The following is a 15,883-nucleotide window of genomic DNA, read 5'->3' as shown; positions in this document are numbered from 1 at the left end:
CTGTGTCCGTGTTCGACGGTCAGCGCGGGTAAGCCTCCAGCTCCACGATCCGGGAGTACAAGTGATCATTGGAGTCCAGTACGACAATCCGCACGGCATCGGCCTGCACAGCGGGGAACACGGACTTCACCCGGCCGGTGACGTTCCCGCGGACCTGGTCGACCGTGACCCACGATCCCGAGACGCGCACCTGCACATCCCAGTCGCGCAAGCCGTTCTGCGCGGCGGGATAGCGCGCGGAGTCGAGGGTCTGCAACTCCACGCGACCGATGGTGGACGGCGCGACCAAGGAAACGGAGTACTCGTCCGGGAACACCGCGCGCGTGGCGTCGTTCCACCCGGTGCTCGTCGACCAGTTCGCCGAGTTCGCGTCGCCGTCGACCGCGCCGCACGTCCGGAAGCTGCCGTGCGTCGAAGACGCGGAAGCCTGCTCGCCCAGCACGAGATTGTCTTTGGGGGGCAACGGAAGCACTTCGACCGGCACAGTGCGCCGCGTGCGGTCGACGCTCAGGCTCAGCGAGTACGTGCCGGGCTTCGCGGTGCGCGGGACGCTCACCCCGACCGGCGTGACCACCGTGTGGTCCGGGTCCCAGGCGGGCAGCCAGGTGGAGATGACCTTCCGGTCGAGGACCACCGGGGACGGCGCCGACAGCTCGAGGTCGACGTAGCGATCGGTGGTCCCGGTGTTGGTCAGGCCGACCTTCAACGAGCCCGGCAGGCACGGAAGCCCGACCACCTGGACCTTCTCCGGGGTCACCGAGATCGTGACCGGCGTTGCCGCGGTCAGCACCGTCGCGGCCAGTGCGAGAGCCCACATGACTGATCACCTCACCTGGATCGCCGGGACGCCGTCCTCGACGAGGAGCTTCGACCGCGAGGTCACCGTGCCGTTGGGCACCGTCACCCGGTCCACGACGCGGTAGTCGGCGACCCACTGGGCGGCGTCCACCTCGCACCGGACGTAGCCGCGCTGGAAGTTGTGGAACTTCACGTGCGGGTTCTCCGCGAGGATGGTGAGGCCGACCGGGTCGTGGTCCATGCCGTCGCGACTGGACGAGATCGAGGTCCCGACGAACTCAGTGCCCACGACCGCCGACGACGCCGCGTAGTCCGCGCGCAGCTCGGAAGCAACGCTGCGGTGCAGGTCGCCCGCGATGCTGACGAGGTTGCGAACGCCGATCTGCCCTGCGCCACCGAGGATTCGCTTCCGGGACGCCACGTAGCCGTCCCAGGTGTCCATCGGCACGACCATGTCCGGACCGGCCTTCACGTCGAGCTGAGCGATGGCGGTCTGGTGCGCGAGCACCTCCCACCGCGCCGACTTCTCGGCCATGCCGTCCAACAGCCACTTCTCCTGTGCCGCACCGGTGATCGACCGCTTCGGGTCGAGCGAGCCGGGGTTCGGCGGTTTCTCGCCGTCACCACCCGCCTGGTCGTCGCGGTACTGGCGCGTGTCGAGCAGGTTGAAGCGCACCAGGTCGCCGTACTGGAAACGGCGGTACAGCTGGATTCCCGGCCCGGTCGGCGACTGCGTGAGCCGCACCGGCATGTGCTCGTACCAAGCGCGGAACGCGTTCGCCATCCGCACCAGGAACTCCTCGCGCGGCGCGTTGTTCTCCGAGATCGGTCCGGCCCAGTTGTTCTCCACCTCGTGGTCGTCGACCGTGACGATCCACGGCGCGACCGCGTGCGCGGCTTGGAGGTTCGGATCGGTCTTGTAGAGCGCATACCGCCCGCGGTACTCGTCGAGCGTCATGGTCTCGCGCGTGAACTCCACGGGAACGGGTTGCTGGCGAACACCCGAGTCCGCGCCGACGCCGTACTCGTAGATGTAGTCGCCGAGGTGGAAGACGACGTCGTGGTCCTCGGCCGCCATGTCGCGGTAGGCGGTGTAGAAACCCTCCCACCACGCCTGGCACGACGCGAACGCGAAGCTCATGCCGGACACCGCCTGCCGCGGCGCCGGAGCGGTCCGCGTGCGGCCGACCGGGCTGACGTGCCCGCCGACGATGAACCGGTAGTAGTAGTGCCGCCACGGCCGCAGGCCCCGCACGTCCACGTGGACGCTGTGCGAGGTCTCCCGCCTGGCGATCTCGACGCCGGTGCGGACGATGCGGCGGAACCGCTCGTCCTCGGCGACCTGCCAGACCACGGCGACCGGGCGGTCGTTCACCCCGCCGAAGGGGTCGAGCGGGCGCGGCGCGAGCCTGGTCCAGAGCACCACCGAGTCGGGCAACGGGTCCCCGGAGGCGATGCCGAGCCGGAAGGGGTAGTCGCGGAGCCGGTCCACCTCGACGGTGGAGGCGTTGGAGGTTCCGATGCCCGGCAGCGCACCGGAGAACGCGAGTCCCGCAGCCAAACCGCTGACTGTCAGGAACTTCCGCCGAGTCTGGTTGCGGGTCACCTCGCGGACGTTAGGAGCGCGGGCACCCGGCAACAACGATCCTGTCCTGATGCGGCCGGGCTTTCGCCGCAACCGGAAAGGTTTCGCTACCGGGGCGCGGCCGCTTGGCCGAACGCCAACGCGCGTTCGGCCAGCCGCACCCAGCGCTCGCGGGCCGCCTTCGGGAACTCGGCCCCCGGCGAGGTGGTCAGCAGCAGCACGACGTCGGCGATCGTGCCGCGGAGCAGGCGGTCCTGGCCCCTGTCCACGACCACGCGGCGGAGCAGCACCACCAGGTCGTTCTTCGTGGGGAGATGTCGGTAGAGCGTGCCGACCGCGACCCCGGCTCGCGCGGCAGCGCTCGCACGACGTCGCCGCGCAGGACCGGCTCCGGGCCGAGTCCGAACGGCTCACCGGCGTCACATGCTGAAGGTCTCCAACAGCTTGCGGAGCAGATCGGCCAGCTGGTCCTGCTCGGCCCTGCTCAGTCCGCTGAGGATTCTCCGCTCGTTCTCCACGTGGTCGGGCAGGACCCGGTCGATCAGCTCGCGGCCCTCCTGGGTGAGCCGGACCAGCACCACGCGCCCGTCGGTGTCGCTGGGGGTGCGGCTCACCAGGCGGCGCGACTGGAGCCGATCGAGGCGCTGGGTGATCGCGCCGGAGGTCACCATGGCCGAGCGGGTCAGCTCCGCGGGCGTCATGCAGCGCTCGGGACCGTTGCGGCGCAACGTGGCGAGCACGTCGAAGGACGCCCGGTCCAGGTCGTGCTCGGCGAACACGCGCTTGAGCTCGGCACCGACACCGAGAGCCGCCCGGCTCAGCCTGCCGATCACGGCCATCGGGGACACATCCAGGTCAGGGCGCTGTTCAGCCCACTGCGCCAGCACCTGGTCGACGTGGTCCGCCATGGCGTGAGCCTATCCCCCTTGCCAGATCTCTTAGCACTAAGCTACTTTATCTTAGTGCTAAACAATCGGATCGGCCTGATCGCGGTGACCGCCACGGCCCCGGCCATCTGGGGGACGACGTACCTGGTCACCACCGAGTTCTTACCGCCGGACCGGCCACTGCTGGCCGCGACGCTGCGCGCGCTGCCCGCCGGGCTGCTGCTCCTGGCGATCACCCGGCGGCTGCCGTCCGGCTCGTGGTGGTGGCGCGCCGCGGTGCTCGGCACGCTCAACATCGGGGCGTTCCTCGCCCTGCTGTTCATCGCCGCGTACCGGCTGCCCGGCGGCATCGCGGCCACCGTCGGCGCGCTGCAACCGTTGCTGGTGGCCGGTTTCTCCGCCGCCCTGCTCGGGCAGCGCATGTCGGCCCGCACCGTCGTGGCGGCACTGGCCGCGATCGTCGGGGTCGGCCTCCTCGTGCTGCGGGCCGAGGCGCGGCTGGACGCGCTCGGGATCGCCGCGGCGGTCGGCAGCGCGGTCGTGATGGCCGCCGGCGTCGTGCTCAGCAAGCGGTGGACCTCGCCCGCCCCGGTGCTGGCGACCACGGGCTGGCAGCTCGTCGCGGGCGGGATCGTGCTGATCCCGGTCACGCTGCTGGTCGAGGGGCCGCCGCCGGCGGAGCTGAGCGCGACGAACCTGCTCGGTTACGGCTACCTCTCCATCATCGGCGCCGCGTTCGCCTACGCCCTGTGGTTCAGGGGAATCCGCGAGCTCGCGCCCACCCAGGTCACGTTCCTCGGCCAGCTCAGCCCCGTGGTCGCGACCGCGCTCGGCTGGCTCGCGCTCGGCCAGGACCTCACCCCACTCCAGGTGATCGGCGCGCTCATCGTGCTCGGTGCGCTCGTCCTCGCCCAGACCAGGAAGGCAACCCCCCATGAAGATCACGGTGTTCGGAGCGGCGGGCGACGTCGGCAGCCGGGTGATGACGGAGGCGCGCTCGCGGGGGCACTCCGTCACCGGAGTCACGCGTGACACCTCGCGCCATCCCGGGCTGCGACGGGGAAACGCGGCGAACGTCGAGGACGTGGTCGCGCTCAGCGCCGGGCAGGACCTCGTGATCAGCGCGACCCGGCCCGCGCCCGGCCGCGAGCCCGAACTCGTCACGACGACGAAGGCGGTGCTGGCCGGGCTCGCCGAGACGGGTGTGCGGCTGCTGATGGTGGGTGGCGCGGCGAGCCTCACCGTGCCGGGCACCGACCGGACCGTGCTCGACGATCCCGGGCTGCCGCCGGAGATCCGCGCGATCGCGGAGGCTTGCGACTCCCAGCTGGCGGTCTGCCAGGCGGAAACCGTTGTGGACTGGGCGTATCTGAGCCCGCCCGCGCTGCTGGAGCCGGGCGTGCGGACCGGGCGCTACCGGCTGGGCCGGGACGAGCTGATCGTGGACGCCGAGGGGAACTCGGCGATCTCGATGGAGGACTTCGCGGTCGCGCTGCTCGACGAGGCCGAGACCCCGCGCCACCACCGCACCCGGTTCACCGTCGGGTACTGAAGGTCAGCAGCGCTTGGTCGCGCCGCCGTCGTCGAGGTGGCCCGAGAACACCCAGCCCTGCTTGTCCGCGCTGTTCGGCACGTCCGGCCGGACGTGCGTCCACTTCTGACCCGAGCTGTTGACGACGTAGCAGTTGTAGAAGAGCTTGTCGTCGATCATCGGCCAGAACCGCGTGGCGCACGCGGTGCTCGGGCCGACCCGGATCGGGCCGCCGGTGCTGTCCTTCGTGGTGCCCCAGCCGGAGTCCTTGTCCGATGCGGCGGGATTGGGGCAGGCGGCGGGCGCGGCGACGGCGGAGGGGGTCGCCGTCAGCACCGCGGCCGTGGCCACGACCGGAAGCGCCGCGGTGACCAACATGCGCGAGATCTTCATATTTCCCTTTCGTGGCAACGAGAATCGCCGCGAAGTATGGATGATCACCGGGGCGCCGATCCCGCGTTTCGGCCTCAACCCAAGCGTCGCACGTACACGATCATCCCGCCGAAGACGGCGACCTTGTCGTACAGGGCGCGGGCCGTGGCGTTGTCCTGGTGCGTCTGCCAGTACAGGCGAGGGCAGCCCCGGCCCCGTGCCGCCTCCGCCACCCGCTCGATGAGGGCGCGAGCCGCCCCGTGGCCGCGCGCGCTCTCATCGACGAAGAGGTCCTGGAGGTAACAGGAATCGTCCATCCACACCGCCGAGTGGAAGAGGTAGTGCGCGATCCCGACCAGCCGCCCGTCGAGGTGCGCCGCGATCCCGTGCACGCCATCCCCCGCGAGCAGGCGCTGCCAGGTCCGTTCGTAGTTCTCGTCGGTTTCGACTGTCTTGTAGAAGTCCTTGTAGCCGCGGGCCAGGACTTCCCATCTCTCGCGGTCCTCGGGGACCAGGGGGGCGACCTCGATCACGCCAGCAGCTTGACATCGTTAACTTGACGGCGTCAACATAGGGTCGTGGAAGCCAGGAGAGCCCGCGCCAAGGCGGGCGACGGCGCACGGTTGCGCGAGGAGATCCTGCGCAACGCCGAGCGGTTGCTCGTGGAGACCGGCGACGAGGACGCGCTGACGCTCCGCGCGGTGGCCCAGCGGACCCGGGTCACGACGCCCTCGGTGTACCTGCACTTCAGCGGCAAGGAAGCGCTGATCGAAGCGGTCTGCCTGCGCGTGTGGGACGAGCTGGGCAACCGCATCCGCGATGCCGTCGGCCGCGTCACCGACCCGTTCATCGCGCTCGGTGAATGCGGGCGGGCCTACGTGCACTTCGCGCTCGACCACCCCGTGCAGTACCGGCTGCTGATGATGCGGCCCTCCGCGTCGACCGAAGCTTCGAAGGCGTGCTTCGGCCACATGGTGAACGCGGTCACCGCCTGCGTGGAAAACGGCGTGCTACAAGGGGATCCTGACACCCTGGCGTTGACCATGTGGACGGCGGTGCACGGCTGCGCCGCCCTGCTGATCACGCAGCCCGCCCTGCCGTGGCCGGACGACGTGAACGAGATCATCGACGCGACCGTGCGCATGGCGGGCTTCGGCGCCGCGCTCAACGCGCACCTCCCCCGTCGTCGCGCACCGCGCAGCGCGGAGTTGCTGGACGGGGTCAGCGCCGCCGCAGAGCGCTTGAAAGCCTTGGGGAGAAAGAAATGATGACGGCCCGTGTGGTGCTCGTGACGGGCGCGTCGCGCGGCGTCGGAGCCGAGACCGCGCGTCTGCTAGCCGCTTCCGGAGCGCACGTGTTCGTGAACTACCGGGACAAGGCGAAGCGCGCTGACCGCGTGGTGGCGGACATCGTCGAAGCGGGCGGCAGCGCCGAGGCGGTCAAGGCCGATCTCACCGATCCCGCCGCCGTCACCGCGATGCTCGACCTCGTCCGCGACCGTTGTGGACGACTGGATGCTTTGGTGCTCAACGCTTCCGGCGGCATGGAGCGCGACCGGGACCCCGGCTACGCGATGCGCCTCAACCGTGATGCGCAGGTGCGCGCGGTGGAAACGGCACTGCCGCTGATGCCCGCGCTCTCCCGGGTGGTGTTCGTGACGAGCCACCAAGCGCACTTCCACGGTCAGCGCCCGGGCTACGCGTCCTACGAAGCGGTCGCGGCGAGCAAGCGGTGCGGTGAGGACGAGCTCCGCGCGCGCATCCCGGTGCTGAGCGAACGCGGTGTCGGGCTGGTCGTCGTGTCAGGCGACATGATCGAGGGCACGATCACCGTGACGCTGCTCGACCGCGCGGAGCCCGGCATCGTCAACGCGCGCCGGGCGGAAGCGCGGAGCCTGCCCACCGTCGCCGAGTTCGCCGAAGCCATCGCACGGGCGGCGGCGGAGCCGGTGGCGACCGGGCACACCGTCTACGTGGGCGGAGCCGATTACCTCACTCCGACAGGCTGATCTCGACGCCCACGGCCGCACCGCCGTTGCGCCGCCCCCTGCCGAGCATCAGCACGATGGTGATCCACCGGAACTTGTTGCCGTACTTGGCAGTCATCGCGCGCTTTGCCGTGCGGATTGCCGTGGAAGTCCGAAGGCGCGATCTCGACCCGCGGATCGCGCCGCAACCGCCTGACCTTCCGCGACCGCCCGGGCGTGTAGCCGTAGAGGCGGTCCCCCGCGGGTGCGAGCCAGCGCGAAGTACTCCTCGTCCATCATCCACCCTCCCTCAGGGATGCAGCGACGTGGCGAACACCAGGAGCGCGAACACCGCCTGGCCGAGCGCCAGGCTGATGCCCGCGACGGCGGTCCAGTCGACGCTGTGCCACTTCCTGGTGGCGATCGAGACGACGCCGCAGACGCACGCGGCCGCGACGAGTGCCAGGTTCACGTAAGGGAACACCCAGCTGGCGACCGCCAGCCCCAGGGAGATGGGCCCCAGCCACGCCTGGCTGCCGGAGCGGTCCTTCGTCGGCAACTGCTTCATCGCTCCGTCCGGCTCTGCGCTCGGGGGCTGGGGTGGCTCGGGACCCCGCCGAGCCTACCGCGACCCGCCGCCACCGGAGCCGTTCCCGATGTGACCAGGGGGAACGGGGACCGGAACGCACGCACCCACCGGACCTTCGGCGAAGGAGACCTGCAGCCCGGAGACGTCCCCGCCGCCCGAGGTTTCGATCACCACGGAACGGTCCCCGGTGAAGTCGGCCGGGTTGAAGGTGAAGACCGCCGCCGTCCCCGCCGCCTCGGAACTGTTCAGCCCGGTGGACAGCGCCCCGGCCGCGTTCTGCGGCTTGTCCCGCATCGGGGTGAACCGCGGCGCGCGGCACGTCTTGCCCGCGGGCAGGTAGTCGACCTTCGCCTTGATGCCCAGCTCGGCGAGCCTGCGCTGCAACCCGGCGGCGTCGCTGAGCTCCTTGATCTCCACGCGCACGGTCCCGTCCTGCTGCTCCTCCAGCGCGTACGCGGCACCGCCGCCGGAGAACAGCAGCTGCACGGCGGTTCCGGCGGCGACCACGAGTGCCGCCGCAACGGCAACGGGCCGCCACCGGGGCGCCGGGCGAACGGGTTCCCGCTCCGCGACGACCTGCTTCAGCTCGGTGAGCAGACGGTCTTCGAATCGCTCGGTCATGGCCGGACCTCCGTTGTGGCGGGGACGAGGTGGTCACGCATCAGCCGTCGCGCCCGGTGCAGTCGCACCCGCGCGGTGCCCGCCCGGATGCCCAGCGCCTTCGCGGCGTCCTGGACCGTGAGCCCGTCGAGCGCGACCAGTTCGAGCACGGCCCGCTCCCCGTCGGAGAGCCGGGTCATCGCCAGGTACAGCGCCCGCGCCTGGCTCGCCGCGTCGATCCGTGCCTCCAGCGCGGCGATGTCGCCCTCGTCGAGCAGCGCCCGCCCGGCGATCCGGCCCGCCGCCCGCAGTCCTCGCGCCCGGCGCCGCAGCTCGCCCGCCACCACGTTGCGCGCGACCCCGAAGAGCCAGCGCGTCGGATCGCCCCGGTCGGCGCGGAAGGTGTGCGAGGTGTCGATCACCGCGAGGAACACGTCCGCGGTGAGGTCCGCCGCCAGGTGCGGATCGTCGACACGGCGCGCGACGAACCGCTGCACCGCCTGGACGTGCTCCCGGTAGAACGACTCGAACGCGGCGGGATCTCGGCCTATTCGCGTGAAGTCGGTCATCTCTCACCCGTCTCCGAGATGGACGTGACACCGCTTCTTGGACGCAGGCCGCCGTCGCGTTACGCAGGCAGCACAGCTTAGGTTAGCCTTCCCTCAAACGGGTGAAGACGTCGGAGGGGAAGCCCCATGCCCAGAGTGCCCTTACGCCTGATCAGCGCGCTGGCGTTGACCGTCGTCCTGACCGCGTGCAGTGGGTCGGCAACCCCTCAGGCAGGTGAAGGCGGAGCGACGGCACCCGCGGCCGACGGCGTCTTCCCGGTCCGCGTCGAGCACAAGTACGGCGTCACCGAGGTGAAGTCCCAGCCGCAGCGCGTGGTGACGCTGGGCCTGTCCGACCAGGACGTGGCGCTGGCCGTGGGCATCAAGCCGGTCGGCGTCGTCGACTGGTTCAAGGAGCGCCCGTTCGGCAAGTGGCCGTGGACCCAGCCGCTGTGGGGCGGCACCGCGCCGGAGATCGTCGGCGAGCGGGACGAGTACAACCTGGAGAAGATCGCCCGGCTGCGCCCCGACCTGATCATCGCCCAGTACTCGGGGATGAAGAAGGAGCAGTACGACACGCTCAGCCAGCTCGGCGTCCCGGTGGTGGCGCAGTCCGGCAGGTTCGCCGACTACGCCGCGCCCTGGCAGGAGATGACCCGCAACCTCACCAAGGCGCTCGGCCGCGGCGCCACCGGGGAGAAGCTGATCGCCGACATCACCGAGCGCTTCGCCAAGGTGCGCAAGGAGAACCCGGCCTTCGCGACCAGGACCGCGATCGTCTCCGACACCTTCGAGCCCGGCAACTACGCCGCGTTCGCCGCGCACGACCCGAAGGCCGCGTTCCTGGTCGAGTCGGGCTTCAAGATGCCGCAGAAGCTGCTGGACGTGCCCAAGCACGAGAACATCATCAGCCTCGGTTCCGAGGGCTTGGACATGCTCGACGTGGACCTGCTCGTCTGGCTGTCCGAGGACGAGGTGGCCTCGCAGCGGGTCCGCGACGAGCCGTTGTACCGCAAGCTGAAGGTGGCGCAGGACAAGCGCGACCTGTTCGTGCCGTACAACGAACCGCCGATCGGCGCGGCGATCTCGTTCAACACCGTGCTGTCGATCCCCTATGCCATCGACAAGCTCATCCCGCTGCTCGCGAGCAAGGTGAAGTGAGGCGGACTCCGACCGCGCTGCGCGGGCTCGGGCTGCTCGTCGCGCTCACCGCGCTCGGCGTCGTCATCGTGCTCAGCGTCTGGCTGGGACTGCGGAACATCCCGCTGTCCCAGCTGTGGCGGGTGTTGTGGCACCACGACGGCTCCGTCGAGGCCGTCACCGTGCACGACGTGCGGCTGCCCAGGACGCTGCTCGGCGTCCTGGTCGGCGCGGCGCTCGGGTTGTCCGGCGCGCTGATGCAGGCGCTCACCCGCAACCCGCTCGCCGACCCCGGCCTGCTCGGGGTGACCCTGGGCGCGTCGACCGCCGTGGTCGCGGGCATCACCTTCCTCGGCGTGCACACCGTGTCGGGACAGGTCTGGATCGCGTTCGCGGGTGCGGCGGTGGCCTCGGTCGTGGTCTACCTGCTCGGCGCCAGCGGGCGCGGGCGGGCCACCCCGGAACGGCTCGTGCTGGCCGGGGCGGCGATCACCGCGACCCTCTACGCGGTCAACTCCGCGATGCTGCTGCTCAGCCCGCAGTCCTTCGGGCAGTTCAGGTTCTGGGAGGTCGGTGCGCTCGCCGGGCGCGGCGCCGACGTGCTCGCCCAGGTCGCGCCGTTCCTGCTGGCGGGCATCCCGCTCGCCCTGCTGCTGGCCCGCCCGCTCAACGCGCTCGCGCTCGGTGAGCAGGTGGGCAGGGCGCTCGGCGCGCACGTCGGGCGCACCCGCGTGCTCGGCGTCATCGCCGTCACCGTCCTGTGCGGGGCGGCCACCGCGGCCGCGGGCCCCATCGGCTTCGTCGGGCTCGCCGTGCCGCACGCCGCGCGCCTGGTGGTCGGCGCCGACCAGCGGTGGGTGCTGCCCTATTCAGCCGTGCTGGCACCGATCCTGCTGGTGGGTGCGGACATCATCGGCCGACTGGTCATCGCGCCCGCCGAGCTCCAGGTCGGCATCGTCACCGCGTTCATCGGTGCCCCGGTGTTCATCGCCCTGTGCCGCCGACGCTCCCCCGGCAGGCTCTGATGATCGTTCGGTTCCGCGCCGTCTCCCTGCGCGTGCGCCCGCGCTCGGCGCTCGTCGTGATCACGTTGCTGCTGCTGACGTTCGCGCTCGCGGCGATCAGCATGACCACCGGCGACTTCCCGCTGCCGGTGTCCGAGGTCGTGCGCACCGTCCTCGGTTTCGGTGACCCGGCGACCGAGTTCATCGTCAACCGCCTGCGGCTGCCCCGCGTGCTGATCGCCGTCCTGGTCGGCGCCGCGCTCGCGCTGAGCGGTGCCGTGCTGCAGAGCCTGACCCGCAACCCCCTGGGAAGCCCCGACTTCATCGGCTTCGCGCACGGCTCGGCGACCGGCGCCCTGATCGTCATCCTGCTCTTCCAGGGCAGCATGGCCGAGATCTCCCTCGGGGCGCTCGTCGGCGGCGTGCTCACCGCCGCCCTGGCCTACCTGCTGGCGTTCCGGCGCGGTGTGCAGGGCTTCCGGCTCGTGCTCATCGGCATCGGCCTCAGCGCCATGCTGCTGGCCGCCAACAACTACCTCGTCACCAGGGCATCGCTCACCGGCGCGATCGCCGCGCAGACGTGGATCACCGGCACCCTCAACGGCCGCACCTGGAACCAGGTCGTCCCGCTGCTCATCGCGCTCGCGGTGCTCGTGCCGCCGACCGTCTACTTCGGACAGAAACTGGCGCTGCTCGAACTCGGCGACGACAAGGCGCGGGCGCTCGGCGTCCCCGTGGAGATCACCCGCCTCGCCCTGCTCGCCATCAGCGTCACCCTCGCCGCCGTCGCCACCGCCGCCGCGGGCCCCATCGCGTTCGTCGCCCTGACCGCCCCGCAGCTGGCCCGCAAGCTCACCGCCGCCCCCGGCCCCGGCCTCACCGCCGCCGCGGCCACCGGCGCCCTCCTGCTGGTGGCCGCCGATCTGGCCGTGCAGCGCCTGTTCTCCCCGGCCGCGCTCCCCGTCGGCATCCTCACCAGCGCCATCGGCGGCGTCTACCTCGCGTGGCTCCTCGTCCGCGAATGGCGCCGCAACCGCCTCTGACCCCACCGCTTGCGCACCGAATGACTCATTCAGTGCGTTCAGCGGTACGCGTCGCCCCGGTGACGGATCGTTTCGATCATGATCGTGCGCTGCTCCTCGTCAATGCGGTACACCACGCGGTACGTGGCACGCCGCGCGGACCAAAGCCCCTCGAAGGGCTCTCTCAGCGGCTTGCCGACGCGGTACGGGTTCTCCCGCGACGGGCCCAGCAGAGCTCGAGAACCGCGGCGGCCACCGCCTCTGGAAGTTCTCTTGCTATCGCCCTCTTGGCAGCGCTGGACCAGGAAAGCTCAAAGATCTCACTCACGCGCCCGCGGACCGCCGCGCCTCGAAGACCGCCAGGACGTCGTCGGTGCTGCATGCCTCACCGGCAGCCCGGGTGCGCTGTGCCTCCGCGAGGTCGGCAACAGTCCGCTGATCGCTGAGCACGGCGATCGTCTCCAGCAGGGACTCCCACTCGTGCACCGAGATCACAACCGCGGCGGGCGTGCCGTTCTTGGTCACGGTGACCTGCTCGTGTTGCGCCTCGATCTCGGAGACGAGGGCGGACAGGTGCGCCTTCACCTCGGCCAGCGGCAGCGTCTTCATGGTCAGAATTCCAGTCATGAAGACGGCGCGTGTCACTACCGGTGCAGGCGGCGGTGCAGGGACTCCATCCGGGCGTCGAGCTGGGCGGCGACGGCGGCGGTGCTGGCCAGCTCGTCGGCGAAGTCGGCGGGCACCTGGTCGTCGTACTTGTAGAACAGCTTGTGCTCCAGGGTGGCCCAGAAGTCCATCGCGATGGTGCGCATCTGCACCTCGACCTTGACGTGCTCGACGCGGTCGGACAGGAACACCGGGATCTGCACGATCAGGTGCAGGCTGCGGTAGCCGTTGGGCTTGGGCGAGGCGATGTAGTCCTTGGTGCGCAGGATCTTCACGTCGTGCTGGCGGCCGAGCATCTCCCGCACGCCGTAGACGTCGGAGACGAACGGGCACACCACGCGCACCCCGGCGACGTCGTCGAGGTGTTCGGCGATGGTCTCCAGGTCCGGGCTCAACCCCTTGCGGCGCAGCTTCTCCATGATCGCTTCGGGGCGCTTCACGCGGTGGGTGATGTGCTCGATCGGGTCGTGCCGGTGGACGAAGTCGAACTCCTCGCTGAGGATGCGCAGCTTCGTCATCAGCTCCTCGACGGCGAACTTGTACACCAGCAGGAACTGCGACAGCCTGCGGAAGTCCTCGATCACCGGCGGGCCGACCAGCTCCGAGCGCGAACGGCGTACCAGAGGGTTCTCCCCGGTCGTCTCCATCACAACGTGTCTTTCCGTCCCCCACCGGCGGCACTGCCACTGTCTCCAACGAGCCTAGCGGCCGGGGAGTTCCCGAGTCCGAAGAGGACGGTCAGGACAGCACGGGGAACACCCGGCCGAGCCCGAAGTCGGCGCCCGCTCCGCGCCACCAGTCCAGCTGCGCCGGGGTGTCGATACAGCCGACGACGACGGCGATCCCGGCCGAGTGGACGTGGCTGACCAGCTCGGTCAGCGCCCGGTCGATGGACGAGCCGCGGCCGGTGCGCTCCGCCTGGAGCCGGACCAGGGACGAGGCCACCCGGATCCCGCGGACGGGCAGGTCCTCCATGAAGGCGAGGTCCGCCGCGGAGGTGCCGAAGTCGTCCAGCACGATGCCGATCCCGGTGTCGGCGAGCACCGCGAGGTTGTCGGCCGCCTCACCGCAGTCCGACAGCAGCGCCCGCACCGGAACGCCGAGCTGGAGCTGGGCCGGGTCCAGGCCGGTGTCCTCGAGCACCTGCAGCACCTCGCCGACCAGGTCGGGGTCGGCGGCCTGGTACGGGGTGAGCCCGACGCCGAGCGGGAGCTGGCGGTCGGCCATGCTCTCGCACGCCGAGCGCAGCAGCCAGGTGCCCAAGGGCATGACCAGCCCGATCTGCTCGGCCAGCTCCACGCACCGGCTGTGCGGCAGCTGCCCGAGTTCGGGGTGCTCCCAGCGCAGCAGCACCTCCACCGCGACGGTGCGGCCGCCGTCGAGCCGGACCAGCGGCCGCGAGTGCACGCCGACCTCGCCGCTCTCCCACGCTCCGGGCATCGTCGCAGCCAGGCCGAACCGGGCGCGGTCCAGCTCGCTCTGCTCGGGGTCGTGCACGCCCCACTGCCTGCTGCCGTTGCGCTTGGCCCGGCGCAGCGTCATGTCGGCGAGGCGCAGCAGCTCCGCCGGTTCGATGTCCGCGGGCGGCCGGTGCACGACGCCGATGCACGCCGAGGAGGCGACGCCGTTGCCGCCCACGTACAGCGGTTCGGCCAGCACCTCGTTGATCTGCTCGACGGTCCGCACCACGTCCGGCGTGCCCGCCTCGTTCTGCACCAGCACGCCGAACTCGTCGCCGCCGAGCCTGGCGACCATCGCGCTCTCGCCCGCGAAGATCGAGCGCAGCCGTTCGGCGACGCTCTTCAGCAGCGCCTCCGCCGCCTGTCCGCCGAGGCCGTTGGCGATCACCGAGAAGGCGTCGAGGTCGAGGTGGTACATGGTCACGCCGAAGGTCTGGTCGGCGTGCCGCAGCACCCGCTCCAGCCTGGTGGTGAAGAACTGCCGGTTCGGCAGTCCGGTCAGCACGTCGTGCAGCGACTGGTGGCTGAGCTGGCCCTGCAGCAGCGTCAGCTCGGTGTCGTCGCCGACGATGACCACGTAGTGGTTCGGGTTGTCCTCGCCGTCGCGCAGCAACGAGATCGCCAGGTGCGCCTGCACGGTCTCGCCGTCCTTGCCGAGCATGGTGCGGCGCTGGCGCAGCCGTTCCGCCTTGCCGTCGGCGAGGTCGCGCAGCGCGTTGCGGACGAAGGTCACGTCCTCCGGCGCGATCACGTCGAACAGCGTGAGCCCCTCGAACTCCTCGGCTCCGTAGTCGAGGATCTCGCTGAGCGCGGCGTTGGTCCTGACGAACGCGCCGTCCAAGTCGGTGATGGCGATACCGCTGTTGGAGGAGGTGAAGACCTCGTCGAAGCGCGCCTCGCTGGCCTTGCTGTTGCGCTGCGCGTCCTGGGCAGCCTTGATCAGCGCGCGGTTGAGGTTCTCCTGCTGGGCGAAGATGGACAGGCGAACGGCCTCGACGTAGCCGGAGGTCAGCGCGCCGAGCAGACCGACGACCCGCTCCGGGAGCCGGTCGACGCGGAGCAGGTCGGCCATGCCGAGCAGGGACTTGCCCAGGATCTCGACGGTGCGCCGCAGGCTCGTCCGGCCGGCGAAGTTCAGCTCGACCAACCGGGTGCCCACGTCGGTCGCGCGCTCGGCGGAGAACGGCTCGGTGCGCACGGTGGCGATCACGACGTCGACCAGCTCGGCCAGCCTGAGCTCGATCTCCTGCTGGGCCATCGGGATGTAGGTGGTCTTGCTGACCAGGTAGGCCCATTTCCTGGCCAACCTGACGCGGGCGCGCTCCAGCGCCTCGGGGGAGAGTTCCAGCTCCGCCGAGTGCAGTGGCCGATCCGGCAGCGGAATGGTCATCGGGTCCGTCCGCCGCGCGACGCGGCCGGCGAAAGAACGGAGAACGCCACGGTTACCTCGCTAGGTTCCTTTGCGCACTGGGCAAGAAGCCTAGCGAGTGTAGTAAACGGGCGGCTACAGATGGTGACCGGCAACGCCCTCCACGGAGGGGTACACCGGTCCGCCCGAGTGCCCCGAGAACGAGGGACCTGCAGGTCAGCGCCTCGTGATCAACTGATAGGCGCGATTGTCGGTCAACCGCCGTTCAGGGATTTTCACCCACCCAGACATTGGGCATTTGCCAGGCGCGCAAACGTTTCTCTCAATGCGATGGATATTCACCGGG

20 protein-coding genes are annotated in these 15,883 nt (G+C 70.5%); 7 read left to right on the top strand and 13 right to left on the bottom strand.

What is annotated here, in order from left to right; genetic code table 11:
- Window positions 1–19 precede the first annotated feature (19 nt).
- The 4 genes from BLT28_RS33335 to BLT28_RS33320 all read right to left on the bottom strand — a co-directional run bounded on the left by BLT28_RS33335 (window position 20) and on the right by BLT28_RS33320 (window position 3,291).
- The gene (locus BLT28_RS33335; protein ID WP_052406741.1) at window positions 20–817 is read right to left on the bottom strand and encodes a discoidin domain-containing protein; all 798 of its coding nucleotides are present in this window, start codon (window positions 815–817) and stop codon (window positions 20–22) included.
- A gap of 6 nt (window positions 818–823) precedes the next feature.
- Window positions 824–2,404, bottom strand: a complete 1,581-nt coding sequence (locus tag BLT28_RS33330; RefSeq protein WP_030426689.1) for an alkaline phosphatase D family protein — start codon at window positions 2,402–2,404, stop codon at window positions 824–826.
- A gap of 86 nt (window positions 2,405–2,490) precedes the next feature.
- On the bottom strand, window positions 2,491–2,676 hold the full coding sequence (locus tag BLT28_RS33325) for a hypothetical protein (RefSeq protein ID WP_030426690.1): 186 nt from the start codon (window positions 2,674–2,676) through the stop codon (window positions 2,491–2,493).
- Between the two features lie 126 nt (window positions 2,677–2,802).
- Window positions 2,803–3,291, bottom strand: a complete 489-nt coding sequence (locus tag BLT28_RS33320; RefSeq protein WP_030426691.1) for a MarR family winged helix-turn-helix transcriptional regulator — start codon at window positions 3,289–3,291, stop codon at window positions 2,803–2,805.
- Between the two features lie 54 nt (window positions 3,292–3,345).
- Here BLT28_RS33320 and BLT28_RS33315 point away from each other — a divergent pair, with 54 nt between their 5' ends.
- Window positions 3,346–4,302 (top strand): EamA family transporter, encoded by a 957-nt coding sequence (locus tag BLT28_RS33315; protein WP_030426692.1) that lies wholly within the window; start codon window positions 3,346–3,348, stop codon window positions 4,300–4,302.
- Complete coding sequence (locus BLT28_RS33310; RefSeq protein ID WP_043810064.1) at window positions 4,205–4,822, top strand: NAD(P)-dependent oxidoreductase; 618 nt, start codon at window positions 4,205–4,207, stop codon at window positions 4,820–4,822. Before BLT28_RS33315 ends, BLT28_RS33310 begins: the two co-directional genes overlap by 98 nt.
- A gap of 3 nt (window positions 4,823–4,825) precedes the next feature.
- Here the strand turns inward: BLT28_RS33310 and BLT28_RS33305 are convergent, their stop codons facing one another.
- The gene (locus BLT28_RS33305; RefSeq protein ID WP_156050398.1) at window positions 4,826–5,179 is read right to left on the bottom strand and encodes an SH3 domain-containing protein; all 354 of its coding nucleotides are present in this window, start codon (window positions 5,177–5,179) and stop codon (window positions 4,826–4,828) included.
- 89 nt (window positions 5,180–5,268) lie between these two features.
- On the bottom strand, window positions 5,269–5,706 hold the full coding sequence (locus BLT28_RS33300; RefSeq protein WP_030426695.1) for a GNAT family N-acetyltransferase: 438 nt from the start codon (window positions 5,704–5,706) through the stop codon (window positions 5,269–5,271).
- Window positions 5,707–5,751: 45 nt separating this feature from the next.
- On the opposite strand from BLT28_RS33300, the gene BLT28_RS33295 reads away from it, so the two are divergent.
- Window positions 5,752–6,441 (top strand): TetR/AcrR family transcriptional regulator, encoded by a 690-nt coding sequence (locus BLT28_RS33295; protein WP_043810065.1) that lies wholly within the window; start codon window positions 5,752–5,754, stop codon window positions 6,439–6,441.
- Window positions 6,438–7,181: an SDR family oxidoreductase gene (locus BLT28_RS33290; RefSeq protein ID WP_030426697.1), complete on the top strand. Its 744-nt coding sequence runs from the start codon at window positions 6,438–6,440 to the stop codon at window positions 7,179–7,181. The genes BLT28_RS33295 and BLT28_RS33290 overlap by 4 nt, the downstream gene beginning before the upstream one ends.
- A gap of 268 nt (window positions 7,182–7,449) precedes the next feature.
- On the opposite strand, the gene BLT28_RS33285 is transcribed toward BLT28_RS33290, so the two are convergent.
- Genes BLT28_RS33285 through BLT28_RS33275 form a run of 3 tightly spaced genes read right to left on the bottom strand, consistent with a single transcriptional unit; the run spans window position 7,450 to window position 8,897 of the window.
- A complete protein-coding gene (locus tag BLT28_RS33285; RefSeq protein WP_030426698.1) occupies window positions 7,450–7,707 on the bottom strand; it encodes a hypothetical protein in 258 nt (85 codons plus the stop codon).
- Between the two features lie 54 nt (window positions 7,708–7,761).
- Window positions 7,762–8,349: a hypothetical protein gene (locus BLT28_RS33280; protein ID WP_052406743.1), complete on the bottom strand. Its 588-nt coding sequence runs from the start codon at window positions 8,347–8,349 to the stop codon at window positions 7,762–7,764.
- On the bottom strand, window positions 8,346–8,897 hold the full coding sequence (locus BLT28_RS33275) for an RNA polymerase sigma factor (RefSeq protein ID WP_030426700.1): 552 nt from the start codon (window positions 8,895–8,897) through the stop codon (window positions 8,346–8,348). Before BLT28_RS33275 ends, BLT28_RS33280 begins: the two co-directional genes overlap by 4 nt.
- A 126-nt stretch (window positions 8,898–9,023) precedes the next feature.
- On the opposite strand from BLT28_RS33275, the gene BLT28_RS41545 reads away from it, so the two are divergent.
- Genes BLT28_RS41545 through BLT28_RS33260 form a run of 3 tightly spaced genes read left to right on the top strand, consistent with a single transcriptional unit; the run spans window position 9,024 to window position 12,063 of the window.
- Entirely contained in the window at window positions 9,024–10,037 is a 1,014-nt protein-coding gene (locus tag BLT28_RS41545) for an iron-siderophore ABC transporter substrate-binding protein (RefSeq protein WP_030426701.1), read from the top strand.
- Window positions 10,034–11,041: a FecCD family ABC transporter permease gene (locus BLT28_RS33265; protein WP_030426702.1), complete on the top strand. Its 1,008-nt coding sequence runs from the start codon at window positions 10,034–10,036 to the stop codon at window positions 11,039–11,041. The genes BLT28_RS41545 and BLT28_RS33265 overlap by 4 nt, the downstream gene beginning before the upstream one ends.
- Window positions 11,041–12,063 carry a FecCD family ABC transporter permease gene (locus BLT28_RS33260; RefSeq protein ID WP_043810124.1) on the top strand — a complete coding sequence of 341 codons (1,023 nt, stop codon included), beginning with the start codon at window positions 11,041–11,043 and terminating at the stop codon, window positions 12,061–12,063. The genes BLT28_RS33265 and BLT28_RS33260 overlap by 1 nt, the downstream gene beginning before the upstream one ends.
- 38 nt (window positions 12,064–12,101) lie before the next feature.
- Here BLT28_RS33260 and BLT28_RS42945 read toward each other — a convergent pair whose 3' ends face one another.
- From BLT28_RS42945 to BLT28_RS33240, 4 genes are all read right to left on the bottom strand, one after another.
- Window positions 12,102–12,272, bottom strand: a complete 171-nt coding sequence (locus BLT28_RS42945; protein ID WP_407638833.1) for a type II toxin-antitoxin system RelE family toxin — start codon at window positions 12,270–12,272, stop codon at window positions 12,102–12,104.
- A 94-nt stretch (window positions 12,273–12,366) separates the two neighbouring features.
- The gene (locus BLT28_RS33250) at window positions 12,367–12,651 is read right to left on the bottom strand and encodes a type II toxin-antitoxin system Phd/YefM family antitoxin (protein WP_043810125.1); all 285 of its coding nucleotides are present in this window, start codon (window positions 12,649–12,651) and stop codon (window positions 12,367–12,369) included.
- A gap of 35 nt (window positions 12,652–12,686) precedes the next feature.
- Window positions 12,687–13,355: a GTP pyrophosphokinase gene (locus BLT28_RS33245; protein WP_081899938.1), complete on the bottom strand. Its 669-nt coding sequence runs from the start codon at window positions 13,353–13,355 to the stop codon at window positions 12,687–12,689.
- 91 nt (window positions 13,356–13,446) lie between these two features.
- A complete protein-coding gene (locus BLT28_RS33240; RefSeq protein ID WP_043810066.1) occupies window positions 13,447–15,558 on the bottom strand; it encodes a putative bifunctional diguanylate cyclase/phosphodiesterase in 2,112 nt (703 codons plus the stop codon).
- Window positions 15,559–15,883 lie beyond the last annotated feature (325 nt).

Origin of the sequence: Allokutzneria albata (assembly GCF_900103775.1) — a bacterium.
GTDB classification, from domain to species: domain Bacteria; phylum Actinomycetota; class Actinomycetes; order Mycobacteriales; family Pseudonocardiaceae; genus Allokutzneria; species Allokutzneria albata.
The sequence above is the reverse complement of the archived record's forward strand: the minus strand, read 5'-3'. Positions and strand labels throughout refer to the sequence as shown.